Raw genomic sequence first — 23,607 nt, forward strand, 5'->3', positions numbered from 1 at the left:
TGATAACGATTGTGTAGATTTAGATTCTGATATGCTTTTAGTTTTCATCTTCAATAACCATACTTCCTTCAAGACATCTCACAAGGAATTTCAAGTTATCTAACCATTGCTTAGACTTGGTAAGTGTTACATGCATGCGATTTTCTTTAACACCTAGTTTCATTGCACGTCCTAAAGGTTGTGTTTGTTTAAACAGTTCTTCGCCGTTCATTTGTTCTGTTGCTTTCGCTGATAATGACACTTCAATTTGCTTACCTTTATCTTTAATTAAAGTTACCCCTGCATGTAGCGCATGTATTTTAATTTCAACCATTTCAAGTAAACGTTCAACTTCAACTGGATAATCATTGAATCGATCTATCAATTCATCTTTAATATCAAATAATTGTTCTTCTGTTTCGACTTTACGTAGTTTTTTATAAATTTCAATTTTTGCTTGCTCATTTTGAATGTATTCTGCAGGTAAATAGGCATCTAAGTTAAGTTCCATTTCTACTTCTGGTGCATCTGGTTCTTCTTCTTTAATACCACGTTTTTCATTAACCGCTTCTTCTAACATTTGTGAATACAGGTCAAAGCCAACCGAATCAATAAAGCCGTGTTGTTGTTTACCTAGTAAGTTTCCGGCACCACGAATATTTAAATCTCGCATGGCAATTTTGAATCCTGAACCCAATTCAGTAAATTCTTTAATAGCTTGTAATCTTTCTTCTGCAGTTTCAGTTAGCACTTTATTCGCAGAATGTAAGAAGTATGCATAGCCAATTCGACTTGAGCGTCCTACACGACCGCGCAATTGATACAATTGACTTAATCCAAAGCGATCTGCTTCTTCAATGATTAGAGTATTCGCATTAGGTACATCTACACCTGTCTCAATAATCGTTGTAGTCACTAAAATATCAAATTCGCCATTAATAAAGCTTAGCATTGTTTCTTCAAGATCACGTTCTGTCATCTGACCATGTGCAACGGCAATATTAGCATCCGGCATTAACATCTGTAATTGTTCACGTTTTTCATAAATGGATTGAACTCTGTTGTATAAATAGAATACCTGTCCATCACGTGATAATTCTCGTTCTAAAGCTTCTTTAATAAAATTACTATTTTGTTCTAACACATAAGTTTGTACAGGAAAGCGATTTTCTGGAGGTGTCTCAATGACTGATAAATCCCGTACACCTAGCATACTCATGTGTAATGTTCTAGGAATAGGCGTTGCCGTTAACGTCAGTACGTCTACATTCGTCTTCATTGTCTTAATACGTTCTTTATGACGTACACCAAAACGTTGTTCTTCATCGACAATTAATAATCCTAAATCTTTATAATGAATATCTTTGCCTAACAATTTATGTGTTCCAACAACAATATCAACGTATCCTGATTTAAGACCTTCTTTAGTTTCTTTGACTTCTTTAGTTGAACGGAATCGACTAATCAATTCAATTTGTACCGGAAAATCCTGCATTCGTTCAATTAACGTTTCATAATGTTGTTGCGCTAAAATCGTTGTAGGTACAAGAAATGCAACTTGTTTCCCTTCCATTACTGCTTTAAAAGCTGCTCTAACAGCAACTTCTGTTTTACCATAACCTACGTCACCACATAATAGACGATCCATTGGTCGCTCGCGTTCCATATCACCTTTAATTTCGTCTATCGATTTCGCTTGGTCAGGCGTTAATTCATATGGGAAGTCCATTTCAAATGCACTTTGCTCAGCGGTATCTTCACCATATTGATAACCTACCGACATTTCACGTTCTTTATATAATGCGATTAATTCATCAGCAATATCTTCGACATTTTGTTGAACTTTAGCTTTTGTTTTCTTCCATTCTGAGCCACCAAGTTTATTTAATTTAGGCGACTTATCTTCTGAAGCAACATATTTTTGAACTTGATCCATTTGATCGACTGGTACAAAGAGTTGGTCTGTGCCTTTATATTGCAATTTAATATAATCTCGGTGAACATCTCCAACTTCTAAAGTTTCAACACCAAGATAACGCCCTACCCCATGATGTACATGTACGACGTAGTCACCAACATTAAGGTCTTGATATGACTTGATTTTTTCAGCATTAGATAAAGTTTTAGTACGTTTACGCTGCTTCTTTTGTTTTGTTTTGAACAATTCTCTCTCAGTTATAACAACAAGTTGCATATAAGGTAATTCGAAACCTTCTGAAAGACTGCCCTCTGTAACAACGACTTGGCCAGATTTAATGTCATTGTGAACATTAGTAACAGTTGGTATATGCATCTCATTCAACATCGATTGAATTCGTTCAACTTTCGTTTCAGTTTCTACTAACACCACGATATGATAGTCGTTGTGTACATAGCGTTGGAATTCAGAACGCATAATATCGTATTGCCCATAAAACTGTTGTACTGGTTTACAAGAAAACTTAATAATATGTTGTAACTGAACAGGCATAGTGGACGTAAACAAAGTGAAGTACGTCACTGGATAATCTTTCAATAACGACTCAAAACCATCATATTGCATAAATGATTGACCGATAAATCCGTTTCCACTTTCTATTAAGTTCTGAATGAAATCGTCCACTTCAGTTGTTAGCGTCTTTTCAGTTTCTTTAATACGATTATATTCGTCAGCTACAATGATGGCGTCTTTCGCAAAATAGTCAATAAGCGTTGAAGGTTGCTCGTACATAAATGCCACCAAACGACGTAATAATTGATGATCAAAAAACGTTGTTTCAAATAACTTGAAACTTTCATATGTCTCTTTCAAATCATTACGAACAGACTTGTCAATTTTTGGTCGTGTTGTTTCATATGCGGTCTTCAATTCTGATTGTAAATGTTGAATGACATCATCTGTAATAACGTAATCACTTGCTGTTGTGATTGAAACTTCTTCAATATTGTCATTTGAACGTTGCGTCTCAACATCGAAGTCACGAATTGAATCAACTTCTGTATCAAACAATTCTATTCGAACAGGTTGACCTATGAGAGGGTAAATATCGATAATGCCTCCACGCAATGAGAACTCGCCGATATGTGATACAACACTTTCACGACGATATCCCATATTCACTAATTTATTTAAGAATTCATCGACATCTATATCCTCGCCTACTCTAAGGGTAATTTGATGATCTTTCCAAAGTTCAAATGGTGTGAGCCACTTTTTCAATCCGTTCAAAGGAACGATAAATAACCCTTTCTTATTATGAGCTAATGCAGTCAGTGTTCTTACACGTTCACTCATAAGTTGAGGGCTTTGCGTTGAAAATTCTTCAGTCATAATATCTTGTACAGGATATTTATAAACTTCAGAATGATCGATATATTGTAAAATATCAGTTTCTAATTTATCTGCTTGATATAAGTTGTTAGTGATTAACAACATTTGTTTTTGATCTTTTAGATACTTTTCAGCGATAATCGTAGCTTTCGCAGAGGGAGAGAGACCAGTAACAAGAATGTTTTGATGACCGAATACATCATCGAGTTCCTGGAAACGTTTATCATTTTGAATATAATCTGAAATGATAGGTCTCAATTGACTTCTCCATTATATTGATTCATTACATGGTCGAAGCGTGAACTTTCAATAAAAGCTTCCACAGCATGTGCTGAATGTTCAATCACTTTATCCATAGTAATCATCTCTTCTTTTGAAAATTTCTGTAATACATAATCAGGTACTGACATACCATTCGTTGGTCTCCCTACGCCAATACGAATTCGTTTAAATTGATCTGTACCTAAATGTTTAATGATAGACTTCATACCATTATGTCCTCCAGCGCTACCCTTTTGACGCAAGCGGATTTGACCTTGAGATAAATCTAAATCATCATACAAGACGATTAAATCTTCCACTTCAACATTATAGTAATCCATTAATGGCCCTACTGCTTCACCAGAAAGATTCATCATAGTCATTGGTTCAATAAATAGAACCTTGTCACCATTTAAACGTTCAATAGTATAAGCACCTTTAAATTTTTGTTTATCTAATGAGAAATTATGTTTCTTCAAAATGTAATCAATGACTTCAAAACCGATATTGTGTCTTGTTAACTCAAATCGCTTGCCTATATTCCCAAGACCCACAATACATTTCATACGATGTTACCTCCATTGTGATTCATTTATAACGACTAACTGAATAGAATTGTGCATATATCAATTATTCATTATTTTATAACATTCCCTATAATAACACAAAAAGGGAGTAGAACAGAATTCATTAAGAATTCATGTTCCACTCCCATAAAGATAACAATCAACGAATTATTCTTCGTCTTTATTTTCTTCTTCGCTATCTTCTTCTTTTTCTTCACCAACTACTTCAGGTTCTTCAGTTGCTGCTTCACCTTCCATAGCTTCAACTTCTTCTTCAGTAGGTTCATCAGTTGGAGGAACTACTGTTACAACAGATTCTTCTGGGTCGTTTTCAATTGTGAAATCGCCAGAAACTTTAATATCTGAAACTGAGTAGCTGTCATTAACTTCTAATTCAGTAATATCAACTTCAATTGATTCAGGGATATTTTCTGGAGTTGCTGTAACTTGTAAGTCGAATAATGGTTGTTCAACTACGCCACCTTCTTTAGCACCAGCAGCTTCACCTACTAAGTGAACTGGTACATCAACAGTACGTTCTTCAGTCATGTTGATTGCTAAGAAGTCGATGTGTGTAATTTGGTTTTTAAGTGGGTCAAATTGATAATCTGACACCATAACTTTGATTGATTTAGAACCAACGCCTAAATCGATAACACCGTTACGTCCTACTTCACGGATAACTTTGATGAATTCAACTTCATCAACTTTAACTGAAGTATTTTTAGTACCATAACCATAAACTACTGCAGGTACTTTACCTGTATTACGTAATTTTTTAAGGTCAGAACGTGTTTGTTTACCTTGACGGATGATTGACTTTAATGAAGCCATTCGTATTTCCACCTTTCATTTTCAAGTCTAGATACTTATTATCGTGAGAATATAAAGTTCTGGACTTCCCTTCACTTACCCATCAACTTTATAAGTTGCTTGCAAGTGTTTATTAGTTCGTAAAACCACGAACGAATGTATTATACACGGTTGAAATGTATAAGTCAAACGCAATTGTAAACTTTAGTCAAATAATACACTTACTGATTCACGTTCATATACTCGAATAATTGCTTGAGCAAGTAATCCAGCTACTGATAATTCTTTAGTGTTTGACGGTTTACGTGTGTCATCTAATAAGATTGAATTTGTAACGATTAATTCTTTAATTGCTGAATTCTCGATACGCTCCTTAGCAGGGCCTGATAAAACTGGGTGTGTACAACAAGCATACACATCTTTAGCACCTTTATCTTTTAAAGCTTGCGCAGCTAAAGTGATTGTTCCTGCTGTATCGATAATGTCATCAATAATAATCGCAGTGCGTCCTTCAATTTCACCAACAATATTCATTACTTCTGCTACGTTTGGTTTAGGACGTCGTTTATCAATAATTGCAATCGGAGTTTTTAAAATGTCAGCAAGTTTACGTGCGCGTGTAACGCCACCGTGGTCCGGTGATACTACGACACATTCTTCTGGGTCAATGTTAGGGTCATTCTCAAAATGTTGACCAATGATTGGTACACCCATTAAATGGTCAATTGGAATATCAAAGAATCCTTGAATTTGTGGTGCATGTAAATCTAATGCAATCATGCGATTAGCGCCAGCTGTTTCAATTAAATTAGCTACTAACTTAGCTGTAATAGGTTCACGGCTACGTGCTTTTCTATCTTGACGTGCATAGCCATAATATGGAACCACAATATTGATATTAGCTGCTGATGCACGCTTACAAGCATCAATCATAATCAATAACTCCATCAAGTGTAAATTAACCGGATTTGAAGTTGGTTGGATAATGAAAACATCACATCCACGAATACTTTCTTCAATATTGATTTGAATTTCTCCATCGCTAAAGCGTTTAACAGAACATTTCCCTAATTCAATCCCTACTCGATCAGCTACCTCTTGTGCTAATGGCTCATTTCCTTTTAAAGAGAAAATCTTTAAAGATGAATTCTTGTATTCATTATTTAACATTTATAGTCCTCCAATTTTTAACTTAGACACTTTCATTATATAAAAAATTAATCGCTTTTACTATGTTCAACAAAAAATTGTGGAAAAGAGATACCAAATTGTATCAAAAAATTATTTTTTGAGATATCCTTCTTTTGTGATTTGACGGGCTCGCGCAAGGGCTAAACTTTCATTAGGGACGTTGTCGGTAATTGTTGAACCTGCAGCGATTAACACACCGTCACCAACAGTTACAGGTGCCACTAAGTTAGTATTACATCCAATAAATGCATCTTTACCTACAACCGTTTTAAATTTATTAACACCATCATAATTTACTGTGATTGAACCACAACCAATGTTTGTACGTTCACCGATTTCAGCATCTCCAATATAACTTAAGTGAGATACTTTAGCCCCATCTTTAAGATCTGCTTTCTTCACTTCTACAAAGTTACCCACTTTTACATCTGAACCTAAGTTTGAACCAGGTCTTAGTTGCGCGAATGGTCCAACTTTTGTTTTATCACCAACGATTGAATCATTAATAACCGATTGTTTAATGTCAACTTGTGAGCCAATATGACTATTGTTGATTTCAGAGTATTGACCGATGACAGCTTCTTCTCCTATTACTGTTTCACCATTAATACGTACACCAGGTTCAATAATTGTATCCATACCTATTTTGACATCTGGTCCAATAAATGTAGTTGTAGGGTCGATAATAGTTACACCATTTCTCATATGCTCAATGTTAATACGTTGTTGCAACGCCTTTTCCGCATTACTTAACATGACACGATCATTTACACCCATAATCTCATTAAAATCGTCTGTGTGATAAACTTCAGCGACGCCATTATCAGCTAAGATTAAGCTGATCACATCTGGCAAGTAGTATTCACCTTGAGCATTATCATTTTTAACTTCTTCTAATTTAGAGAAAAGAACTCGATTATCGAACGCAAAAATTCCAGAACTAATTTCCGTTAATGCTTTTTGTGCTTCTGACGCGTCTTTTTCTTCAACAATACGTTGTAGTCTACGTTGTTCATTGCGAACGATTCGCCCATAACCAAACGGAATCTGAGCAGTTGCTGATAATACTGTCGCTTGCGCATGAGTACTTTCATGATGCTCAATTAACTTTTGTAACGTATGAGCTGTAATGAGTGGTGTGTCTCCACAAACAACTAAAGTTGTACCTTCCACTTCTTTCAAATGTTCGTTAGCCATCTTTACAGCATGTGCTGTTCCTAATTGTTCTTCTTGATAGCTATATAACGATTGGTTCCCCAATGTTTCTTTAACATCTTCAGCGCCATGACCTACAATTGTCACGATTTGGTTAACACCAGCATTCTTAACATTTGTTAACACATGTTCTACCATTGATTTTCCAGCAACTTTATGTAGCACTTTATATTTATTTGATTTCATTCTAGTACCTTTTCCAGCTGCTAATATTACCGCATTTCTTTGCATGAGTGGTAACCCTCCAATAAATTTTACACTTCTAATTTATTATAATTTAACTCAAGTTCGAGTTTCAAGATTTAGAAGGTTTTATAATTTAGTCTATTTAAATTTTCAAAATATGTATTCACTAGTAGAATGCTTTATACCACACTTGATATTTAAAAAGCAGGTTCAACAAATTTAAATGCTGAACCTGCCATAATGTATGATTTATTTAAGCTTCGTCTGAATCTTCTGATGAAGCATTTTTATCTGGAATAACTTCATCTGTTTCGTCATATACTTTCATAACGGCATCTTGAATTTCTTGTCTCATATCAGAGTTGATTGGATGCGCGATATCACGGAATTCACCATCTGGTGTACGTTTACTTGGCATAGCAACGAAAAGACCTGAGTTCCCTTCAATTACACGTAAATCGTGAATAACAAAAGCTTCGTCTAATGTAATTGAAACAAGTGCTTTCATTCTGCCATCTGTTTGTATTTTTCTAAGTCTAACATCTGTCACTTTCATGTAGTGAGCCCCCCCTAGTATATATATCTTTGTTTGTTAGAAGCTTGACAATTCTTTAATTAAGGAAATTATATTCCTTTTACTTTACCTACAACTTCAATTTCAACTTTAACGTCTTTAGGTAATCGTGCAACTTCAACACAACTACGTGCTGGTTGATGTTCACTGAAATAACTACCATAGACTTCATTTATTTGTTGAAATTCATTCATGTCGGAGATAAAAATGGTTGCTTTCACAACTGAGTTTAAATCCGAACCAGCTTCTTCAAGTACGACAGACAAATTGTCTAGCACTTGTTTTGTTTGCTCTTTCACATCATCACTGACAATATTCCCTTCAGTATCTAATGGGATTTGTCCAGATGTGAATACTAAATTATTCACAACCATAGCGTGTGAGTATGGTCCTAAAGCTTCTGGTGCTTTGTTAGTGTTAATTGTTTTCATGATGTAATAAACTCCTTTTAAGAAAATTTAGACAAACTATTGCCAGGTTCTACTTTAAATTCCTGATTGTATTCATCAACATCAGATAATTTAACTAAAGAAGTATAATCCTCAATCAATCTTTGTTTAACTTCTTTTGATTCTACAAGTACAGATACCCCTTTAACTTGTGCCTTAAACTCATTCATAAGATTCATGACACCGTTGATTGAACCTCCTGCTCTCATAAAATCATCCACGACAAGCACATTAGAATTTTCAGCTAATGTACGTTTAGAAAGCACCATCGTTTCGATCTTACGAGAAGAGCCAGACACGTAGTTAATCGATACAGTAGATCCCTCAGTAACTTTATTGTCTTTTCTAATTACTACTACAGGTAAATTTAATACGTTAGCTACCGCATTGGCAAGTGATATCCCTTTTGTAGCGATTGTCACAACCGCATCAAGATCTTCTTCCATATAAATGCTAGCAATTAATTTACCAACTTTATTAAGTAAAGAAGGGTTACCTACTAAATCTGATAAGAAAAGATATCCACCAGGTAATAATCGTTCTTTTTCTTGAAGTAGTTCAATAACTTCTTCAACAATTTCCGAAGCTTCTTCTTTACTCATCATTGGTTTGTAAGTTACACCACCACTCGCACCTGCAGTCGTAATAACTGTACCTAGCTTTTCTTTTTGGAAAGTATTCTTAATAATTTGAACATCTTCACTAATTGAAGACTTCGCTTGTTTAAATTTTTTCACAAAAAAAGTTAAAGGTATTAACTGATTTGGATGATTCATTAAATACTGTGTCATAAAGACGATACGTTCACTTCTTTTATACCTCATTTGTTGTTCAACCCTTCTATCATAATAATCTTACTAAATACACTTCATTACAGCAGCCATTAACAGCATTATATATCTTTTTCGCTTGGCTTTCTTTTTGAGCAAGCCCATATACGGTTGGACCACTACCACTCATTAATGCGCCATCTGCACCACATTGCAACATATTATTTTTTATTTTTTCAATTTCAGGATGCATTGACATTGATACTGGTTCTAAACGATTCGATAAGCTTTCACATAACTGTTTATAATCACCTTCAACAATCGCCTTCTCGCACATTTCAGTATCTACATGATGCGCATCATCTAAATCTAACGCCTTGAATACATCCGCGGATGATATACCTAAATTTGGTTTAGCTAAAACTACCCAAGCTGAAGGTGGCTTTTTTAAAAAGCGTATCTTTTCACCTCTACCTTTGCATACAGCAGTTCTGTTATAGATGCAAAACGGAATGTCTGTTCCAATTTGTATTCCCAAATCACTTAGTTCATGCAAAGATTTATCCAAATTAAACAAACGATTAATACCACGCATCGTAGCAGCTGCATCAGCTGATCCTCCTGCTAAACCGGCAGAAACGGGGATATCTTTATCTATAGTAATGGTGACACCTTCATTTAAATCATAGGTTTCCATCATCAATTGTGCTGCACGGTAAGCCAAATTTTTATGATCATTTGGAACATAATTATGTTCAATATCAACAACGATTTTTTTATCTTTTCTTTTTTGGAAAGATAATCGATCGTTCAGATCAACTGTCGTCATAATCATTGCAATTTCATGATATCCATCATCTCTTTTGAAAAGTGTATCGAGCGTCAAATTTATCTTGGCTGGTGCCGTTTCATATATCATTTTTCCGCCCTCTCTTCATCTATAGTAATAAGATGATTTTAACACAAAGACTTAAAATATTTGATAGATACATGACAAATTTATGTAAAATCTTAATAAAACAATCAATTTAATCTACTAATATACGTTTTCTAATGAAATTATATTATTTTTAAGTAAAATGATTGGAAGTGAGATAGAAGCATTCACTGTCTCACGTTTGACGCATATCTTAATCTTCTACAAAAAAAGAGTGTTGAACTTAATAAGCCCAACACCCAATACATTTTAATTTATAGAGTTGTAGTACACTAAACCACTCTATATTTATGTCTAAATTAGTGTGCAACTACTTCTTGATGATTATCTTCTTCAAATGAAACTTGTACGTTCTCTGTAAGAACATCCGTATATGTATACGAAACTCTTTCAAAATTATGCTTATCTTGGTCTAATTCAACAACGAATACAGAAGGATACGTTTCTTTTAACACACCACAACGTTCGATTGTTTTTTTACGACCACCGTTGGCTTTTAGTACAATACGATTTCCTAAATGACAATCAATAGAATTTTTGATGTCCAAAATTGATTTTGGCATATTGCTCCACCTCGCTACAAGTTACATAATACCATATTTTGCAAGGTTATGTCAAATAAAATTTAAATTTTATCAATGTAGTAGCGCTTTGTCAACAATTTAATTTTCTAATTCTGGGAAATTTTTCTTTTCTTCATACAATCGTGCAAAATCTTGTATTGATAGCGTTTCCCCGCGTCTTTTAGGATCGATACCTGTTTGTTCAAGCCATTTTAATATACTTTCTTTATGCTTTTTTCCATCTTTAAAGAAATTCTGATAATTGTTGTTAATTGTTTTACGTCTTTGCGCAAAAGCTGCTTTAGCTAATTTAAAGAAAGTTTCTTCGTCATCCACGCTAACGAGTGGCGTCTCTCTTTGCATTAATTTAACAACAATAGAATCTACATTAGGTGGTGGCATGAAAACTGATTTAGGAACCGTTAACACTTTACTTGTCTCTGTATAGTACTGTGTAACAATAGATAATGAACCATAAGCCTTTGTTCCTACTTGTGCATTTAAACGTTCACCAACCTCTTTTTGCATCATAACAACATAACCATCAATCGGAATATCTTGTTGCATTAAATTCAGTAAAATTGGTGTTGTAATATAATATGGTAAATTAGCTACGACCATAATTTTGTCACAATCATTCAAATACGTTTTAACCGCCTTACCAATGTCTGCTTTCAATATATCTTCGTTAATTATCGTAACGTTGTCATATGGCGCTAGTGTTTCTTTTAGTACAGGTATAAGTCGTTGATCAATTTCAAATGACATCACCTTTTTAGCTCTTTTGGCTAATTGCTCTGTTAAAGAACCCATACCGGGACCAACTTCAATAATACCTGTGTTGTCGTCAATTTCACTTGCATCTATAATTTTATGAATGATATTCACATCTACTAAGAAATTTTGTCCTAAACTTTTTTTAAAGTTAAATCCAAACTGATCTAACAATGCCTTAGTTCTTGAAGGTGTCGCAATATCTTTTCTCTCCACCTTTTATTCACTCTCCTTTTCCATAGATAACGCTTCGCGCACATCCGATTCAGTATAACCAAATGCATTGAGTTTCTTAAGCAGTTGCTTGCCATTTGAATGTCCGATGTGTAATTTACGACCTAGTATTTCTCTTTTACGACGTGCGTCTTTACCAATTATTAATCCTAAGTCTATAAGAACACTTTTGTCGATTGATTCTTCCGCTTCTTCAAAAGGAGAACTGACGTGCATTAATGCGTCTCTAATATCTTTTGGATGCGCATGTTCAACGCCGATTTTACCACGCTTATTTTTAGCTTTTTCTCTATCTAAGTATGCATGTTTAACACCTGAAACGTGTTCTGTAATCGTGTGACGTATTTTATCACCGGGAAAGTCAGGATCAGTTAATACGATAACACCTCTTGTTTCTTGTGCATTTTGGATGACTGCTAAAGTCTCTTTATTGATAGCACTCCCATTTGTTTCAATCGTATCACATTCAACAGCCGACTTTACTCGTTCTGTGTCATCTCTACCTTCTACTACGATAAATTCATTGATTTTCATAATAAAAAATCCTTACCTTTCAAATTCATTTCACATATATTATAACTACTTATCACATAAAAAATGAGAAAGATGTCGTGTGTCATGTTTATAAAATCATACCATGACAGACACGGTTTAACATCTTTCTCAGACATATATTATTATTTTAATTTAAATAAACGTTCAGCATTTTCCATCGTTTGACGACATACATCTTCATATGACATACCACGTAATTCTGCAATTTGTTCAGCAACTAAAGTCACGCGTTCTGGTTCATTACGTTTACCTCTATATGGATGAGGTGAAAGATAAGGCGCATCTGTTTCAACTAACAATCTATCCATAGGTACATGTTTTGCGACTTCTTTAGGTTGCTTAGCATTCTTAAATGTAACTGGACCACCTAAAGAGATATGGAAGTTCAGTTTATTAATAACTACATCTGCAATTTCAGGAGAACCACTGAAACTATGCATAATTCCGCCTATTTCTTCAGCATGTTCTTCCATTAAGATATCTACACAATCTTGCGTAGCTTCGCGATTATGAATAATGATAGGCAGGCCCACTCTTTTAGCGAGAGCAATTTGCTTTCTAAATACGTCTTTTTGAACTTCAGCTGGAGATTTATCCCAATGATAATCTAAGCCCATTTCTCCAATACCAATAACTTTAGGATGCTTTGATAACTCTTCAATCCATTGTAAACGTTCATCTGTAAAATCAATCGCATCAACAGGATGCCAACCTATAATTCCATAAATAAAATCATATTGATCAATCAGTTCCATAGCACGTTCAATTGTCGGTGTATCAAAACCAACGACAAACATGCGATCAACGCCTGCTTCTCTCGCACGAGAAATGACTTCAGTTAAATCTTCCGCATATTGTTCATCATTTAAATGGACATGTGTATCGATTAACATTTTATCTCTCCTAATTTTACAATTTATTACTATTTAATAACTGCACCATTTGGAATTGCACTTGGTAAACTAACTAATGTTAAGACACCATCTTTTTCAGCTGATAAAATCATACCTTCTGACTTTTGACCCATTAATTTAGCAGGTTTTAAGTTAGTGACCACTGCAACTTTTTTACCGATAATATCTTCTGGACGATAAAACTTAGCGATTCCAGAAACAATTTGACGTTGCTCTGAACCTAAGTCAATTTGAATTTTTAACAATTTATCAGACTTTGGAACGTTTTCAGCATCAGTAATTGTTGCTGCTTTAATTTCAACTTTATCAAAATCTTTAATATCAATTTGCGCTTTACTTGGCTCTTCCACTTCATCTTTAGATTCTTCAGACTTTGGAGGTTGCATTGATTCTTTAATATATGCAATTTCCGCTTCAGTGTCTAAACGAGGGAAGATTGGTGTTGGCTTCTCAGTTACCATAATCGGTTGTTTTAATGCACCATATTGTTCAAGACTTTCTAGTTCAAATAATTCAGGTTCATTAATATTCAGTTGTTTGAAAATTTCTTTAGGCGCATGTGTTAAGAATGGACGTAGTAACACTGCAGCATATCGAATATTTTCAACTAAATGTGCCATGACATTACCAAGCATATCTTTTTGACTATCATCCTTAGCTAATACCCATGGTGTAGTCTCATCGATATATTTATTCGTACGACTAATAAACTTCCATACAGTAGATAAAGCTACAGAGAATTGGAAACTTTCCATACTTTCATTGAAATGTTTCACAGTTTCATGTGCTAATGCTTCCATATCTTCATCCAGTTCATGTTTAGGACCTTCATATGCAGGCAGTTCACCTTGGAAATACTTATTAATCATAGAGATTGTACGATTTACTAAGTTACCTAAGTCATTTGCTAAATCATAGTTAGTACGCTCTACAAAAGCTTCAGGAGTGAATACTCCATCAGAGCCAAATGGTAGTTCGCGCATTAAATAATAGCGTGTTGCATCAAGACCATAGCGGTCAATTAATACGTTAGGATCTACCACATTACCTTTAGATTTACTCATTTTACCATCTTTCATCAGAATCCAACCATGTGCAAATACTTTTTTAGGAAGCGGTAAGTCTAACGCCATTAATAAAATTGGCCAAATAATTGAGTGGAAACGTACAATTTCCTTAGCCATTAAATGCACATCTGCTGGCCAATATTTCTTGAATAATTCATCATCATCTGATAAGTATCCTAATGCAGAAATATAGTTTACTAATGCATCAATCCATACGTATACAACGTGTTTAGGATTGGATGGCACTCTAACGCCCCAGTCAAATGATGTACGTGAAACAGCTAAATCTTCTAAACCAGGTTTAATAAAGTTGTTAATCATTTCATTTTTTCTTGAAGGCGGTTGAATGAAATCTGGATTAGCATCATAAAATTCTAATAATCTATCTGTGTATTTATTAATATTAAAGAAATAGCTTTCCTCTTTAACTAACTCAACCTCATGACCTGAATCTGGGCTTTTTCCGCCAACGATTTTGCCATTTTCATATATTGGATCTACTAATTGCGATTCAGTGTAATATGTTTCATCTGGTACTGAATACCATCCTTCATACTCACCAAGGTAAATATCACCTTGTTTTAAAAGACGCTCAAAAACTTTCTCAACTACTAGTTTATGACGATCTTCTGTAGTACGAATAAAGTCATCATTAGAGATTTCTAACTTACTCCAAAGACTTTTAATACCACTGATCATTTCATCTAAATATTCTAATTCAGTTTTACCTGCTTTTTGAGCTTTTTCTTGAATTTTTTGGCCATGTTCATCTGTACCAGTTAAGTAACGAACATCATAGCCTTGCATACGTTTATAACGTGAAATCACATCACCAGCTACTGTTGAATACGCATGGCCGATATGCAAATTACCACTCGGATAATAAATTGGGGTTGTAATATAAAATGTTTCTTTCGCCATCAATAGTCCTCCTCATCGTTTACAAAATAATAATATATACGTGTTATTTTGTTCATTATGGATTTTGATACTTAAACGCATCACGATATCCTTTTATATTAAGTTATTTCTTATTATAACTCATATCAATTTTCTAATGTCGTATCCTATTAACATTACCATAAATTCATTAATTTATGGGAGATTTCATAAGATTTTCATTGCCCATTTTCCCAGAAAAATATTTAATTAATCAACGTTTCATTGCCACATCATTGATTGACATCATGATATATGTCATAAACTTCTCCAGTCTTCATACGACGATCTTCTGCGACTAACTTAATCGCCTTTTTAGGTTTAATATTTTGTTCTGATATATAGTGTTCGACATGCTCTGAAATGGTAAGTGATTGAAACCATTGTTCAGTTTCATGAGGCTTAGCGCCCTCAATCAAGATTACAAATTCACCTTTTTGCATAATTTCATCGTTTTGAAATGCATTTATTAGGTGCCCAACTTCTTGCATCACAATTTGTTCAAACTTTTTAGTTAATTCACGACCGACTGCAACACGTCTAGTATCATCAACTTTGGCAATGGCTTTTAACGTTTCAACAACACGGAATGGTGACTCATAAATAATTAATGTGCTATCTTGAAACATTCGTTCCTGTAATACTGCTACTTTATCTTTTTCTTTTCTAGGTAAAAAGCCTAAAAATGTATACGTATAGGATGGTAGGCCACTTGCCATTAGTGCAGTTAAACCTGCATTAGGACCAGGCACGGTTTCTACATGAATGTCATAACTGTGGGCTGCAACGACCAACTCATAACCCGGGTCGCTTATTAAAGGTAAACCTGCATCTGACACTAAAGCGATATTGTAACCTTCATTTAACAACTCAATTAAATACTCAGTTTGCTGAGACTTATTATGTTCATGATATGATTTGAGCGGTGTTTGAATATCATAATGATTGCAAAGCTTTTTGGTCACTCGTGTATCTTCACAAGCTATGAAATCAGCATTTTTTAAAGTTTCAATTGCACGAAATGTAATATCACCTAGATTTCCTATAGGCGTTCCCACTAAATATAATGTCGCCATATTTAACGCTCCTCAATCATTTTTAATTTTTGTTGTCTGCTATATGTTTTAATTTCATACTCTCTTCGCATTGCTTCTGATTTTGAACTAAACATTTCTTGATAAACTAACACTACCGGACGTCTTGTTTTAGTATATTTAGCCCCTTTTCCTGCATTATGCGTCGCAATACGTGCCTCTACATTGGTAGTATAACCCGTATATAATGAATTATCTTTGCATTTAACTATATAAACATAATGTTTAGCCATAATACACCTCTTTCATTTCATCAGTGTAGTCACCCTGATTATTATAGATGTAAAATGGTGGTGCAATGGTTAATCCCTGGTTACCGTTTTTGCGTCCCTCTACTACAATCGTAACAGCCGATTTATCAATTTTACTATAAATAAAAACCACTCGTTTCGGTTCAATACTGGCTTTGCGCATCTCAGTTAAGACATCCATTAACCTTTCAGCTCGATGAACCATCATAAGTCGACCACCTTGCTTTAATAGATGACGCGCTGCCAACATACAATCCTCTAATGTACACATAATCTCATGTCTCGCAATCTTATGTGCCTCTTTTTGATGTTGATGACGTTGATTGCTTTTAAAATAAGGAGGATTACACGTGACTAACGTATATTGAGATGGTTTAAAGTTTTGGTACACATCTTTTAAATCCATGTGATGCATTAATAATCGATTCGTCAAATCGTTATATTCGAAGGTACGACGAGCCATATCAGCCAATTGTTCTTGTATCTCGATACTCTCAATTGTTTGCGATCCTTTAGCTGATAACAAGAGTGCAATCACACCATTTCCCGCGCAAAGGTCTAATATTTTGTCATTCTTCCTCACTTCGGTAAAATGCCCTAACAATAAAGCATCTGTTGAAAATGAAAAGACATCGTCATTTTGTATAATTTTCAAACTTTCTTTAAATAAGTCATCAATACGCTCATTAGCTTTTAACATAATCTTATTTCTCCTAAAAAAGAGATGTCTTTACAACACATCGTTATATTTCAAAGTGTTGAAATCCATCCCTAATCATTAGCGTACGCTTTAATCAATTTCACTTTACATTTTCGACGTACTGTCAATCCACTGGCAATATCAACTGACCAATGGTCTAACTATTTAATACATTCATACATAGTAAACAATCCTCACCATAGCGGTGTTTACCAAATAATTCTCCATTACAAATATGGAATCCTTCGCTATATAATACTGCTAAGTTATCCTTACTTGGCAATGGTTTCTTAACATGTTTAATTGAACTTTTATTATCTCTTTCCTTACTCATTGGCTTGTTGTCTTTTTCAATACGATTTGTAACTTTGACAGCTTCAACGTCTTGTTCACTCTTAGCCATCAATGATTTTAAATTATCATTTTCAACTTGTAAGGCAACATTTTCTTCAATAAGTTGGATAGATAATGCTTTCAGTTCACTCATTTCCTGATTTAATTGATTAACATTACTTTCAAGTTTTACAATTTTTTCAAATAAGTCATTGCGATTCAAAAGTAACGTGCCTCCTTAATTAAAAGCTTCTAATTCTTCCATTTTATATTCTAACGGCTGTTCTAAACCATCGATTTTAACTTGCATTGAAATATCTAGAATATTTAACCCAATGACTTGTCCTTTGCCTTCAGGTGTCACAATTTTATCCCCTAAATCAGGTAACTGTGCTCTTGCCTCTTCATAAAAATCATTTTCATATTTTAAACAACACATCAATCGACCACAAGCACCAGAAATTTTAGTAGGATTTAAAGACAGATTTTGATCTTTAGCCATTTTAATTGAAACCGGTTCAAAATCCGCTAAAAATGTGGCACAACATAGTGAACGACCACATGGACCGATACCACCTAGTAATTTAGCTTCATCTCGAACACCGATTTGTCTTAATTCGATACGTGTCTTTAAATTTTGTGCTAAATGTTTTACGAGTTTACGAAAATCAATACGATCATCTGCTATAAAATTAAAAATCACTTTTGATTTATCTAATGTATATTCACAATTAACTAATCGCATATCCAGTTGCTGTTCTTTAACTAAGTCTTTACATAATTGTAATGCATTAGTGGCATCTTTATCATTTTGATAATACGTTTCGATATCTTGCTCTGTAGCAACGCGTATAATTTCTTTTAAAGGTAATGTAACATCACCATCTTCAACATCTTTAGGTGGAAACTTTACACTTCCAATTTCAATGCCTCGTTTAGATTCGACAACAACCCAATCATCTACATTTACGTCTAAATCATTAGGCGCATAATATTCCAATTTCCCTGCTTTCTGAAATTGTACACCTACGATATTTGGCATTCTAACTCACACCTTTAATTACTATTTGTTCAAATACAAGCGTCGGATTAACATTTTGTATTAATTTTTTGTGCGCTTCTGTAATTTGGTCGTACATTGTTATAACTTGGTTTAGCGATAACTGATTCGCATATTTTTCTATATTACCTTTTAAATCTGTGTATGTAAAATCTCGTTCAATTCCTATTTTGGCATGCATAATATCCTCAAAAAACGCGTTAACGGCTGCTAGCGTTAGTAATTGTAACTTACGATTTTTCGCATTTTTTAATAAATCTATTATTCCAATTAATGCCATAGGTCTATTCGTTAATAATAAGTCACACCAATGTAAAATCACTTTCCTAAGTGTAACTAAATCATGTTCTTCATTTAAATCTATTGCAGTTTCTAGTTGCGTAGTATAGGTGCTTAGCATTTCAGCTACAGCTCTATTAATATCTTCATCAACTAATCTATCTATAAAGTCTTGTTTATCACTTGATTTAAAATAAACATGCTGACAACGTGAATGAATTGTATCTAAGATTTGTTCTGGCTTCGTTGATAGCAAAATGGCTATCGTATTCTCAGGTGGTTCTTCTAAAAACTTTAATATACTATTTTCCCCTTGAACAGTAAGCTTTTCAAAATCTTCTATGATATAAACTTTATGTGTTCCTTCAATAGGAAGTTGATTCATACGATGTACCAACTGCTCAATTTGCTCTTTCTTAATTGAATTTTCTTCAGAAGATACATACATGAAGTCTGGTTGGTTGAAGGTTTCAACTTTCATTTCACATTGCTGATTACCATTACATAGAATAAGTTTTGCAAATTCCATCGCTACATGCTTCATTGATTGTGCATCATCACCTTCAAAAAGGTAGGCATGCGATAGTTTATTTGAATGATACGCATTCGCTAATTTTTGTTGTTCATCCATGCTTGCTTACTCCTTATTCAACTTTATAATATAAAAGAGGTTAGGACCAAAGCATTTAGAATTTATGCAAACTTACCGATTAGCAAAATTATATTTCAAATTTTGTCGAATCGAGCTTCTCTACAACTTAACATGTTGCAAATAAGTTTGCTAAATCTGCCTTCAAACACCGTCTATCAGTGTTCCAGAGCATAAGCCATAATGTCCCAACCTCGAATATTGTTTATTCATCTAAGGTGTCTTAATTTCATTATTCATTACTTTTAAATGTTAAAATCTATGGAATGATTCGACTGGCATTACAAATACTGTAGCGCCTCCTACTTCCACTTCAACAGGATATGGTATGTAAGAATCTGCACTACCACCCATTGGTGTCATTGGTGAAACAAGTTGATCTCTATTACCGCAAGTATGATCAATGACTGATAAAATATCATCTACACGGTCATCATCTACACCACATAAGAAAGTAGTGTTACCTGCTCTTAAAAATCCACCAGTAGTTGCTAATTTAGTAGCTCTAAAGTTATTTTTTACGAGTTGGTCTGAAAGTTCTTGACTATCCTGATCTTGAACGATCGCTATAATCATTTTCATCTTAAAACACCTCTTCTTGTTATTATATCATAATTATTTTAAAAAATTTAAGATTATCTCATAAGTTTCATTGACTACATCATCAATATTACGTGTCGCATCTACCACTGCAAAACGCTGAGGTGTTTCTTGAATGATTTGTCGATATCCTTCAATCACCTTCTCGTGAAATGCAATATCTTCTTTATCAAGCCGATTTTGATCTCGTTGATTTTTAAGTATTCTATCTCTACCGACTTCTGCCGTAATATCTAAATAAATGGTTAAATTTGGATAAAGACCATTTATTGCAAAATCATTTAATTGCTTCACTTCTTCAATACCTATACCCCTTGCATAACCTTGATATGCAAGAGAACTATCAATATATCTATCACATAAGACAATTTTATTATCATTTAACGCGGGCACAACTTTTTCTACTAGGTGTTCTCTTCTAGAAGCAGCAAACAACATTGCTTCTGTACGTATGTCCATATTTGCACCTTCTAATACTACCTTACGTATTTCTTCACCAGTTGGTACTCCTCCAGGTTCTCTAGTAGCAATCAACTGATAATCCTGAGCTAATTTTTCAGACACACGTTGCAATACAGTTGTCTTACCTGAACCTTCAGGACCCTCGAATGTTATAAACGCCGACATTTTATTCATCCTTAACTAATATTTTTTCTTGTTTTATACCTTCAACTCTATCACCTTTTTGAAGATATTCTCGCATTAATTTTATCATATTTTGGGTTATTCTTTCCCCTTTTAAATAAACAGGGATACCCGGCGGATATGGTATGATGTGGATTGCTAATATCTTACCTATCGATTGATCAATATCAACCCATGTTACGTTACCACTATCTTGTGGGAAGTATGTACCTTCATCTAACGGTATATGTATTGATGTTGATTGTTTAGATGACAATGGACATGGTAGGTTGATTTTTGTGATCTTGTTTAATAGTGTTTCAAATGGATACTTATCGTCCTCATGCCATAACGGCAATACAACTAAAACTTGCTTGTCGTCAGCTAATTCAATGTATATACCCATTTGTTCAAAGCATGTTTGTATTTCAAATCCAGAATACCCTTGATACTGAATTAATAATTTTAAAGGATCACTTACACAAATAGTAGTTAATCCAATCATATTTAGCGTATCAATAAGTTGCTTTCTTTTCTCAAAAAATAGCGTACTATCGTAATCAACATAAAATTGATGTGCTAGCTCAAGACTGGCCATCACTAAATATGAAGGACTAGAAGTCTGAAAGTATCCTAGATATCGCACTATTTCATCTTTCAATGGTGCATCTTTATGAATAAACAATATAGATCCCATCGTGAGTGCGGGCAATGTCTTGTGATAAGACTGCACAACATAATCCGCGCCACTTTCAAGTGCAGACTTTGGAAAGTTTTTTAAATTAAAATGTGCACCATGTGCCTCATCAACTAATACTGGTATAACTTCACGATGTGCTCTATCTACAAATGCTTTGATATCAAAGCATTCACCATAATAGTTTGGATAGGTTACAATAGCTAACTTCTGATTATTGAATGTCATACTTTGTGTGTCCGGACCTAAATATTGACTACTATCATTACTCTTAGTCATTGCTATTATATCAGCAGGTTGCTGTACAATATCCAATCCATGAAAGACTGATTTGTGCACATTACGACTAATCAAAAAATTTCCTTTTAATTTTGAAAATGACTGTATCACTGATAAAATTCCAGAGGTTGTTCCATTAATTAAAAAATATGCGTCATAATCCGGGTGCTTATGAATATGTTGCATACTTTTTAATATGATATCTTCTGGGTGGTGCAAATCATCAAGTCCCGTGATTTCAGTCATATCCATCTTAAAGTCCAAATTTTTTACATTACCGATTGTTCCATTTTTGTGACCAGGTACATGTAAAGAAATAGCATTTTCATTTACTAATTGAGATAATTTATGAAAAATTGGAAGTTCCATATTATACACACTTTCTAATTATTTAGTGTACTTGCGATAAGTCATCATTGCCATCGCGTTGCTCAATCCACTTTGTTTTCAATAGTCCCATGACATAACAATCTTTATACTTTCCTTGAGTATAAAAATGTTCTTTTAATTCACCTTCTATAATGAAACCTGCTTTTTTATATATGTGCACTGCTTTTTCATTATTCACATCCACATATAAATAAACTTTATTCAGGTTCAAGACTAAAAAGGCGTAATCAATTGCCATTTTAAATGCTTTTTTAGCATAGCCTTTATTTCCAAATTGTGAATCTATAATAATTTGAATTTCACAATTTCTATGTACAAAGTTAATTTCCACTAGTTCTACAACACCGATAGACGTGTGATCATCTTCAATAATGAATCTTCTCTCTGATTCATCTAAAATATGCTTTTGATATAACGTTTTTAACTCACTCAATGATTCATACGGTTCTTCAAACCAGTAAGACATAATCGTATATTCGTTATTTAAATGATGTACAAATTGTAAGTCTGTTTCTTCTAAAGCTCTAATTATCATTCTTAGCACTCCTTTAATTACAGTGTAGACAAGCGATTTAACTAAGTAAAGTAACTCAATACTTTAGTTTTACACTTCCTCTTCATAAAGCTATTACACTTTGATTTGTTGATTTCATTAAACCTTCGGTTTTGTTTTTGTGCATAAAAAAAAGAGACCTTCCGGTCTCAATAATTTGCCTGGCAACGTCCTACTCTAGCGGAACGTAAATCTGCTACCATCGGCGCTAAGAAACTTACTTTACTTCGAGACAAGTGCTCGCATCCTTCTTCATTTTCTAAAATTGCTTGCTCTTTTAGCTCAACTAAACTCGCTTCTCAATTTTCTCAATTCATCGGCTTCAAACACTTTCTCTTCGTAAAGCTATTACACTTTGATTTGTTGATATCTTATTAAACCTTCGGTTTTAATTTTAGGCATAAAAAAAGAGACCTTCCGGTCTCAATAATTTGCCTGGCAACGTCCTACTCTAGCGGAACGTAAATCTGCTACCATCGGCGCTAAGAAACTTACTTTACTTCGAGACAAGCGCTCGCATCCTTCCTCATTTTCTAAAATTGCTTGCTCTTTTAGCTCAACTAAACTCGCTTCTCAATTTTCTCAATTCATCGGCTTCAAACGCTTTCTCTTCGTAAAGCTATTACACTTTGATTTGTTGATATCTTATTAAACCTTCGGTTTTGTTTTTGTGCATAAAAAAAGAGACCTTTCGGTCTCGATATCGGCTGATCGCATCCATACGATTTGCCTGGCAACGTCCTACTCTAGCGGAACGTAAATCCAACTACCATCGGCGCTAAGGAGCTTAACTTCTGTGTT

The 23,607-nt window shown here is 34.1% G+C and carries 24 protein-coding genes; all 24 read right to left on the minus strand.

Features of this window, described 5'->3' with window-relative positions; genetic code table 11:
- Positions 1 to 37: 37 nt before the first annotated feature.
- Complete coding sequence (gene mfd, locus SBL15_RS12390) at positions 38 to 3,547, minus strand: transcription-repair coupling factor (protein WP_107636051.1); 3,510 nt, start codon at positions 3,545 to 3,547, stop codon at positions 38 to 40.
- The gene (gene pth / locus SBL15_RS12395) at positions 3,544 to 4,116 is read right to left on the minus strand and encodes an aminoacyl-tRNA hydrolase (RefSeq protein WP_011276759.1); all 573 of its coding nucleotides are present in this window, start codon (positions 4,114 to 4,116) and stop codon (positions 3,544 to 3,546) included. The genes mfd and pth overlap by 4 nt, the downstream gene beginning before the upstream one ends.
- Before the next feature lie 168 nt (positions 4,117 to 4,284).
- Positions 4,285 to 4,950: a 50S ribosomal protein L25/general stress protein Ctc gene (locus SBL15_RS12400; RefSeq protein WP_011276760.1), complete on the minus strand. Its 666-nt coding sequence runs from the start codon at positions 4,948 to 4,950 to the stop codon at positions 4,285 to 4,287.
- Between the two features lie 183 nt (positions 4,951 to 5,133).
- On the minus strand, positions 5,134 to 6,099 hold the full coding sequence (locus SBL15_RS12405; RefSeq protein WP_011276761.1) for a ribose-phosphate diphosphokinase: 966 nt from the start codon (positions 6,097 to 6,099) through the stop codon (positions 5,134 to 5,136).
- 111 nt (positions 6,100 to 6,210) lie between these two features.
- Positions 6,211 to 7,566: a bifunctional UDP-N-acetylglucosamine diphosphorylase/glucosamine-1-phosphate N-acetyltransferase GlmU gene (gene glmU, locus SBL15_RS12410; protein ID WP_107613439.1), complete on the minus strand. Its 1,356-nt coding sequence runs from the start codon at positions 7,564 to 7,566 to the stop codon at positions 6,211 to 6,213.
- Positions 7,567 to 7,774: 208 nt separating this feature from the next.
- Positions 7,775 to 8,077 (minus strand): septation regulator SpoVG, encoded by a 303-nt coding sequence (gene spoVG, locus SBL15_RS12415; RefSeq protein WP_011276763.1) that lies wholly within the window; start codon positions 8,075 to 8,077, stop codon positions 7,775 to 7,777.
- A gap of 68 nt (positions 8,078 to 8,145) precedes the next feature.
- The gene (locus SBL15_RS12420; RefSeq protein ID WP_011276764.1) at positions 8,146 to 8,526 is read right to left on the minus strand and encodes a RidA family protein; all 381 of its coding nucleotides are present in this window, start codon (positions 8,524 to 8,526) and stop codon (positions 8,146 to 8,148) included.
- Positions 8,527 to 8,543: 17 nt separating this feature from the next.
- Positions 8,544 to 9,368: a pur operon repressor gene (gene purR / locus SBL15_RS12425; protein WP_011276765.1), complete on the minus strand. Its 825-nt coding sequence runs from the start codon at positions 9,366 to 9,368 to the stop codon at positions 8,544 to 8,546.
- Between the two features lie 19 nt (positions 9,369 to 9,387).
- Positions 9,388 to 10,233: a 4-(cytidine 5'-diphospho)-2-C-methyl-D-erythritol kinase gene (ispE, locus tag SBL15_RS12430; RefSeq protein ID WP_107612178.1), complete on the minus strand. Its 846-nt coding sequence runs from the start codon at positions 10,231 to 10,233 to the stop codon at positions 9,388 to 9,390.
- 317 nt (positions 10,234 to 10,550) lie between these two features.
- Positions 10,551 to 10,814, minus strand: a complete 264-nt coding sequence (gene veg / locus SBL15_RS12435) for a biofilm formation stimulator Veg (protein ID WP_011276767.1) — start codon at positions 10,812 to 10,814, stop codon at positions 10,551 to 10,553.
- 99 nt (positions 10,815 to 10,913) lie between these two features.
- Positions 10,914 to 11,804 carry a 16S rRNA (adenine(1518)-N(6)/adenine(1519)-N(6))-dimethyltransferase RsmA gene (rsmA, locus tag SBL15_RS12440; protein WP_011276768.1) on the minus strand — a complete coding sequence of 297 codons (891 nt, stop codon included), beginning with the start codon at positions 11,802 to 11,804 and terminating at the stop codon, positions 10,914 to 10,916.
- A gap of 3 nt (positions 11,805 to 11,807) precedes the next feature.
- Complete coding sequence (gene rnmV / locus SBL15_RS12445) at positions 11,808 to 12,356, minus strand: ribonuclease M5 (RefSeq protein ID WP_011276769.1); 549 nt, start codon at positions 12,354 to 12,356, stop codon at positions 11,808 to 11,810.
- A gap of 143 nt (positions 12,357 to 12,499) precedes the next feature.
- Entirely contained in the window at positions 12,500 to 13,270 is a 771-nt protein-coding gene (locus SBL15_RS12450; protein ID WP_107612179.1) for a TatD family hydrolase, read from the minus strand.
- A 29-nt stretch (positions 13,271 to 13,299) separates the two neighbouring features.
- On the minus strand, positions 13,300 to 15,279 hold the full coding sequence (gene metG / locus SBL15_RS12455; RefSeq protein WP_107612180.1) for a methionine--tRNA ligase: 1,980 nt from the start codon (positions 15,277 to 15,279) through the stop codon (positions 13,300 to 13,302).
- A 251-nt stretch (positions 15,280 to 15,530) separates the two neighbouring features.
- Positions 15,531 to 16,373 carry a 16S rRNA (cytidine(1402)-2'-O)-methyltransferase gene (rsmI, locus tag SBL15_RS12460; RefSeq protein WP_037536990.1) on the minus strand — a complete coding sequence of 281 codons (843 nt, stop codon included), beginning with the start codon at positions 16,371 to 16,373 and terminating at the stop codon, positions 15,531 to 15,533.
- A 2-nt stretch (positions 16,374 to 16,375) separates the two neighbouring features.
- A complete protein-coding gene (locus SBL15_RS12465) occupies positions 16,376 to 16,624 on the minus strand; it encodes a GIY-YIG nuclease family protein (RefSeq protein ID WP_037536987.1) in 249 nt (82 codons plus the stop codon).
- The gene (locus SBL15_RS12470) at positions 16,617 to 17,342 is read right to left on the minus strand and encodes a tRNA1(Val) (adenine(37)-N6)-methyltransferase (protein WP_317956164.1); all 726 of its coding nucleotides are present in this window, start codon (positions 17,340 to 17,342) and stop codon (positions 16,617 to 16,619) included. The genes SBL15_RS12465 and SBL15_RS12470 overlap by 8 nt, the downstream gene beginning before the upstream one ends.
- A gap of 157 nt (positions 17,343 to 17,499) precedes the next feature.
- A complete protein-coding gene (gene yabA, locus SBL15_RS12475) occupies positions 17,500 to 17,898 on the minus strand; it encodes a DNA replication initiation control protein YabA (RefSeq protein ID WP_037536983.1) in 399 nt (132 codons plus the stop codon).
- Between the two features lie 15 nt (positions 17,899 to 17,913).
- Entirely contained in the window at positions 17,914 to 18,717 is an 804-nt protein-coding gene (locus SBL15_RS12480) for a stage 0 sporulation family protein (protein ID WP_317956166.1), read from the minus strand.
- 1 nt (position 18,718) lies between these two features.
- The gene (locus SBL15_RS12485) at positions 18,719 to 19,645 is read right to left on the minus strand and encodes a DNA polymerase III subunit delta' C-terminal domain-containing protein (protein WP_317956168.1); all 927 of its coding nucleotides are present in this window, start codon (positions 19,643 to 19,645) and stop codon (positions 18,719 to 18,721) included.
- Positions 19,646 to 19,915: 270 nt separating this feature from the next.
- The gene (locus tag SBL15_RS12490) at positions 19,916 to 20,245 is read right to left on the minus strand and encodes a cyclic-di-AMP receptor (RefSeq protein WP_011276778.1); all 330 of its coding nucleotides are present in this window, start codon (positions 20,243 to 20,245) and stop codon (positions 19,916 to 19,918) included.
- 33 nt (positions 20,246 to 20,278) lie between these two features.
- Entirely contained in the window at positions 20,279 to 20,890 is a 612-nt protein-coding gene (gene tmk, locus SBL15_RS12495) for a dTMP kinase (RefSeq protein WP_037536976.1), read from the minus strand.
- Position 20,891: 1 nt separating this feature from the next.
- On the minus strand, positions 20,892 to 22,232 hold the full coding sequence (locus SBL15_RS12500) for an aminotransferase class I/II-fold pyridoxal phosphate-dependent enzyme (RefSeq protein WP_107612185.1): 1,341 nt from the start codon (positions 22,230 to 22,232) through the stop codon (positions 20,892 to 20,894).
- 22 nt (positions 22,233 to 22,254) lie between these two features.
- The gene (locus SBL15_RS12505; RefSeq protein ID WP_037536972.1) at positions 22,255 to 22,788 is read right to left on the minus strand and encodes a GNAT family N-acetyltransferase; all 534 of its coding nucleotides are present in this window, start codon (positions 22,786 to 22,788) and stop codon (positions 22,255 to 22,257) included.
- Positions 22,789 to 23,607: the final 819 nt, after the last annotated feature.

It is taken from the genome of Staphylococcus sp. NWU MKU2 (assembly GCF_033283605.1).
In the GTDB taxonomy this organism is placed as follows: domain Bacteria; phylum Bacillota; class Bacilli; order Staphylococcales; family Staphylococcaceae; genus Staphylococcus; species Staphylococcus haemolyticus.

What these genes read in the sequence shown, in the direction of transcription:
- pth (WP_011276759.1), bottom strand. Translation starts at nt 4,116, where the DNA reads ATGAAATGTATTGTGGGTCTTGGGAATATAGGCAAGCGATTTGAGTTA.
- SBL15_RS12400 (WP_011276760.1), bottom strand. Translation starts at nt 4,950, where the DNA reads ATGGCTTCATTAAAGTCAATCATCCGTCAAGGTAAACAAACACGTTCT.
- SBL15_RS12405 (WP_011276761.1), bottom strand. Translation starts at nt 6,099, where the DNA reads ATGTTAAATAATGAATACAAGAATTCATCTTTAAAGATTTTCTCTTTA.
- glmU (WP_107613439.1), bottom strand. Translation starts at nt 7,566, where the DNA reads ATGCAAAGAAATGCGGTAATATTAGCAGCTGGAAAAGGTACTAGAATG.
- spoVG (WP_011276763.1), bottom strand. Translation starts at nt 8,077, where the DNA reads ATGAAAGTGACAGATGTTAGACTTAGAAAAATACAAACAGATGGCAGA.
- SBL15_RS12420 (WP_011276764.1), bottom strand. Translation starts at nt 8,526, where the DNA reads ATGAAAACAATTAACACTAACAAAGCACCAGAAGCTTTAGGACCATAC.
- purR (WP_011276765.1), bottom strand. Translation starts at nt 9,368, where the DNA reads ATGAGGTATAAAAGAAGTGAACGTATCGTCTTTATGACACAGTATTTA.
- ispE (WP_107612178.1), bottom strand. Translation starts at nt 10,233, where the DNA reads ATGATATATGAAACGGCACCAGCCAAGATAAATTTGACGCTCGATACA.
- veg (WP_011276767.1), bottom strand. Translation starts at nt 10,814, where the DNA reads ATGCCAAAATCAATTTTGGACATCAAAAATTCTATTGATTGTCATTTA.
- rnmV (WP_011276769.1), bottom strand. Translation starts at nt 12,356, where the DNA reads ATGAAAATCAATGAATTTATCGTAGTAGAAGGTAGAGATGACACAGAA.
- SBL15_RS12450 (WP_107612179.1), bottom strand. Translation starts at nt 13,270, where the DNA reads ATGTTAATCGATACACATGTCCATTTAAATGATGAACAATATGCGGAA.
- metG (WP_107612180.1), bottom strand. Translation starts at nt 15,279, where the DNA reads ATGGCGAAAGAAACATTTTATATTACAACCCCAATTTATTATCCGAGT.
- rsmI (WP_037536990.1), bottom strand. Translation starts at nt 16,373, where the DNA reads ATGGCGACATTATATTTAGTGGGAACGCCTATAGGAAATCTAGGTGAT.
- SBL15_RS12465 (WP_037536987.1), bottom strand. Translation starts at nt 16,624, where the DNA reads ATGGCTAAACATTATGTTTATATAGTTAAATGCAAAGATAATTCATTA.
- SBL15_RS12470 (WP_317956164.1), bottom strand. Translation starts at nt 17,342, where the DNA reads ATGTTAAAAGCTAATGAGCGTATTGATGACTTATTTAAAGAAAGTTTG.
- SBL15_RS12480 (WP_317956166.1), bottom strand. Translation starts at nt 18,717, where the DNA reads ATGCCAAATATCGTAGGTGTACAATTTCAGAAAGCAGGGAAATTGGAA.
- SBL15_RS12485 (WP_317956168.1), bottom strand. Translation starts at nt 19,645, where the DNA reads ATGGATGAACAACAAAAATTAGCGAATGCGTATCATTCAAATAAACTA.
- SBL15_RS12490 (WP_011276778.1), bottom strand. Translation starts at nt 20,245, where the DNA reads ATGAAAATGATTATAGCGATCGTTCAAGATCAGGATAGTCAAGAACTT.
- tmk (WP_037536976.1), bottom strand. Translation starts at nt 20,890, where the DNA reads ATGTCGGCGTTTATAACATTCGAGGGTCCTGAAGGTTCAGGTAAGACA.
- SBL15_RS12500 (WP_107612185.1), bottom strand. Translation starts at nt 22,232, where the DNA reads ATGGAACTTCCAATTTTTCATAAATTATCTCAATTAGTAAATGAAAAT.
- SBL15_RS12505 (WP_037536972.1), bottom strand. Translation starts at nt 22,788, where the DNA reads ATGATAATTAGAGCTTTAGAAGAAACAGACTTACAATTTGTACATCAT.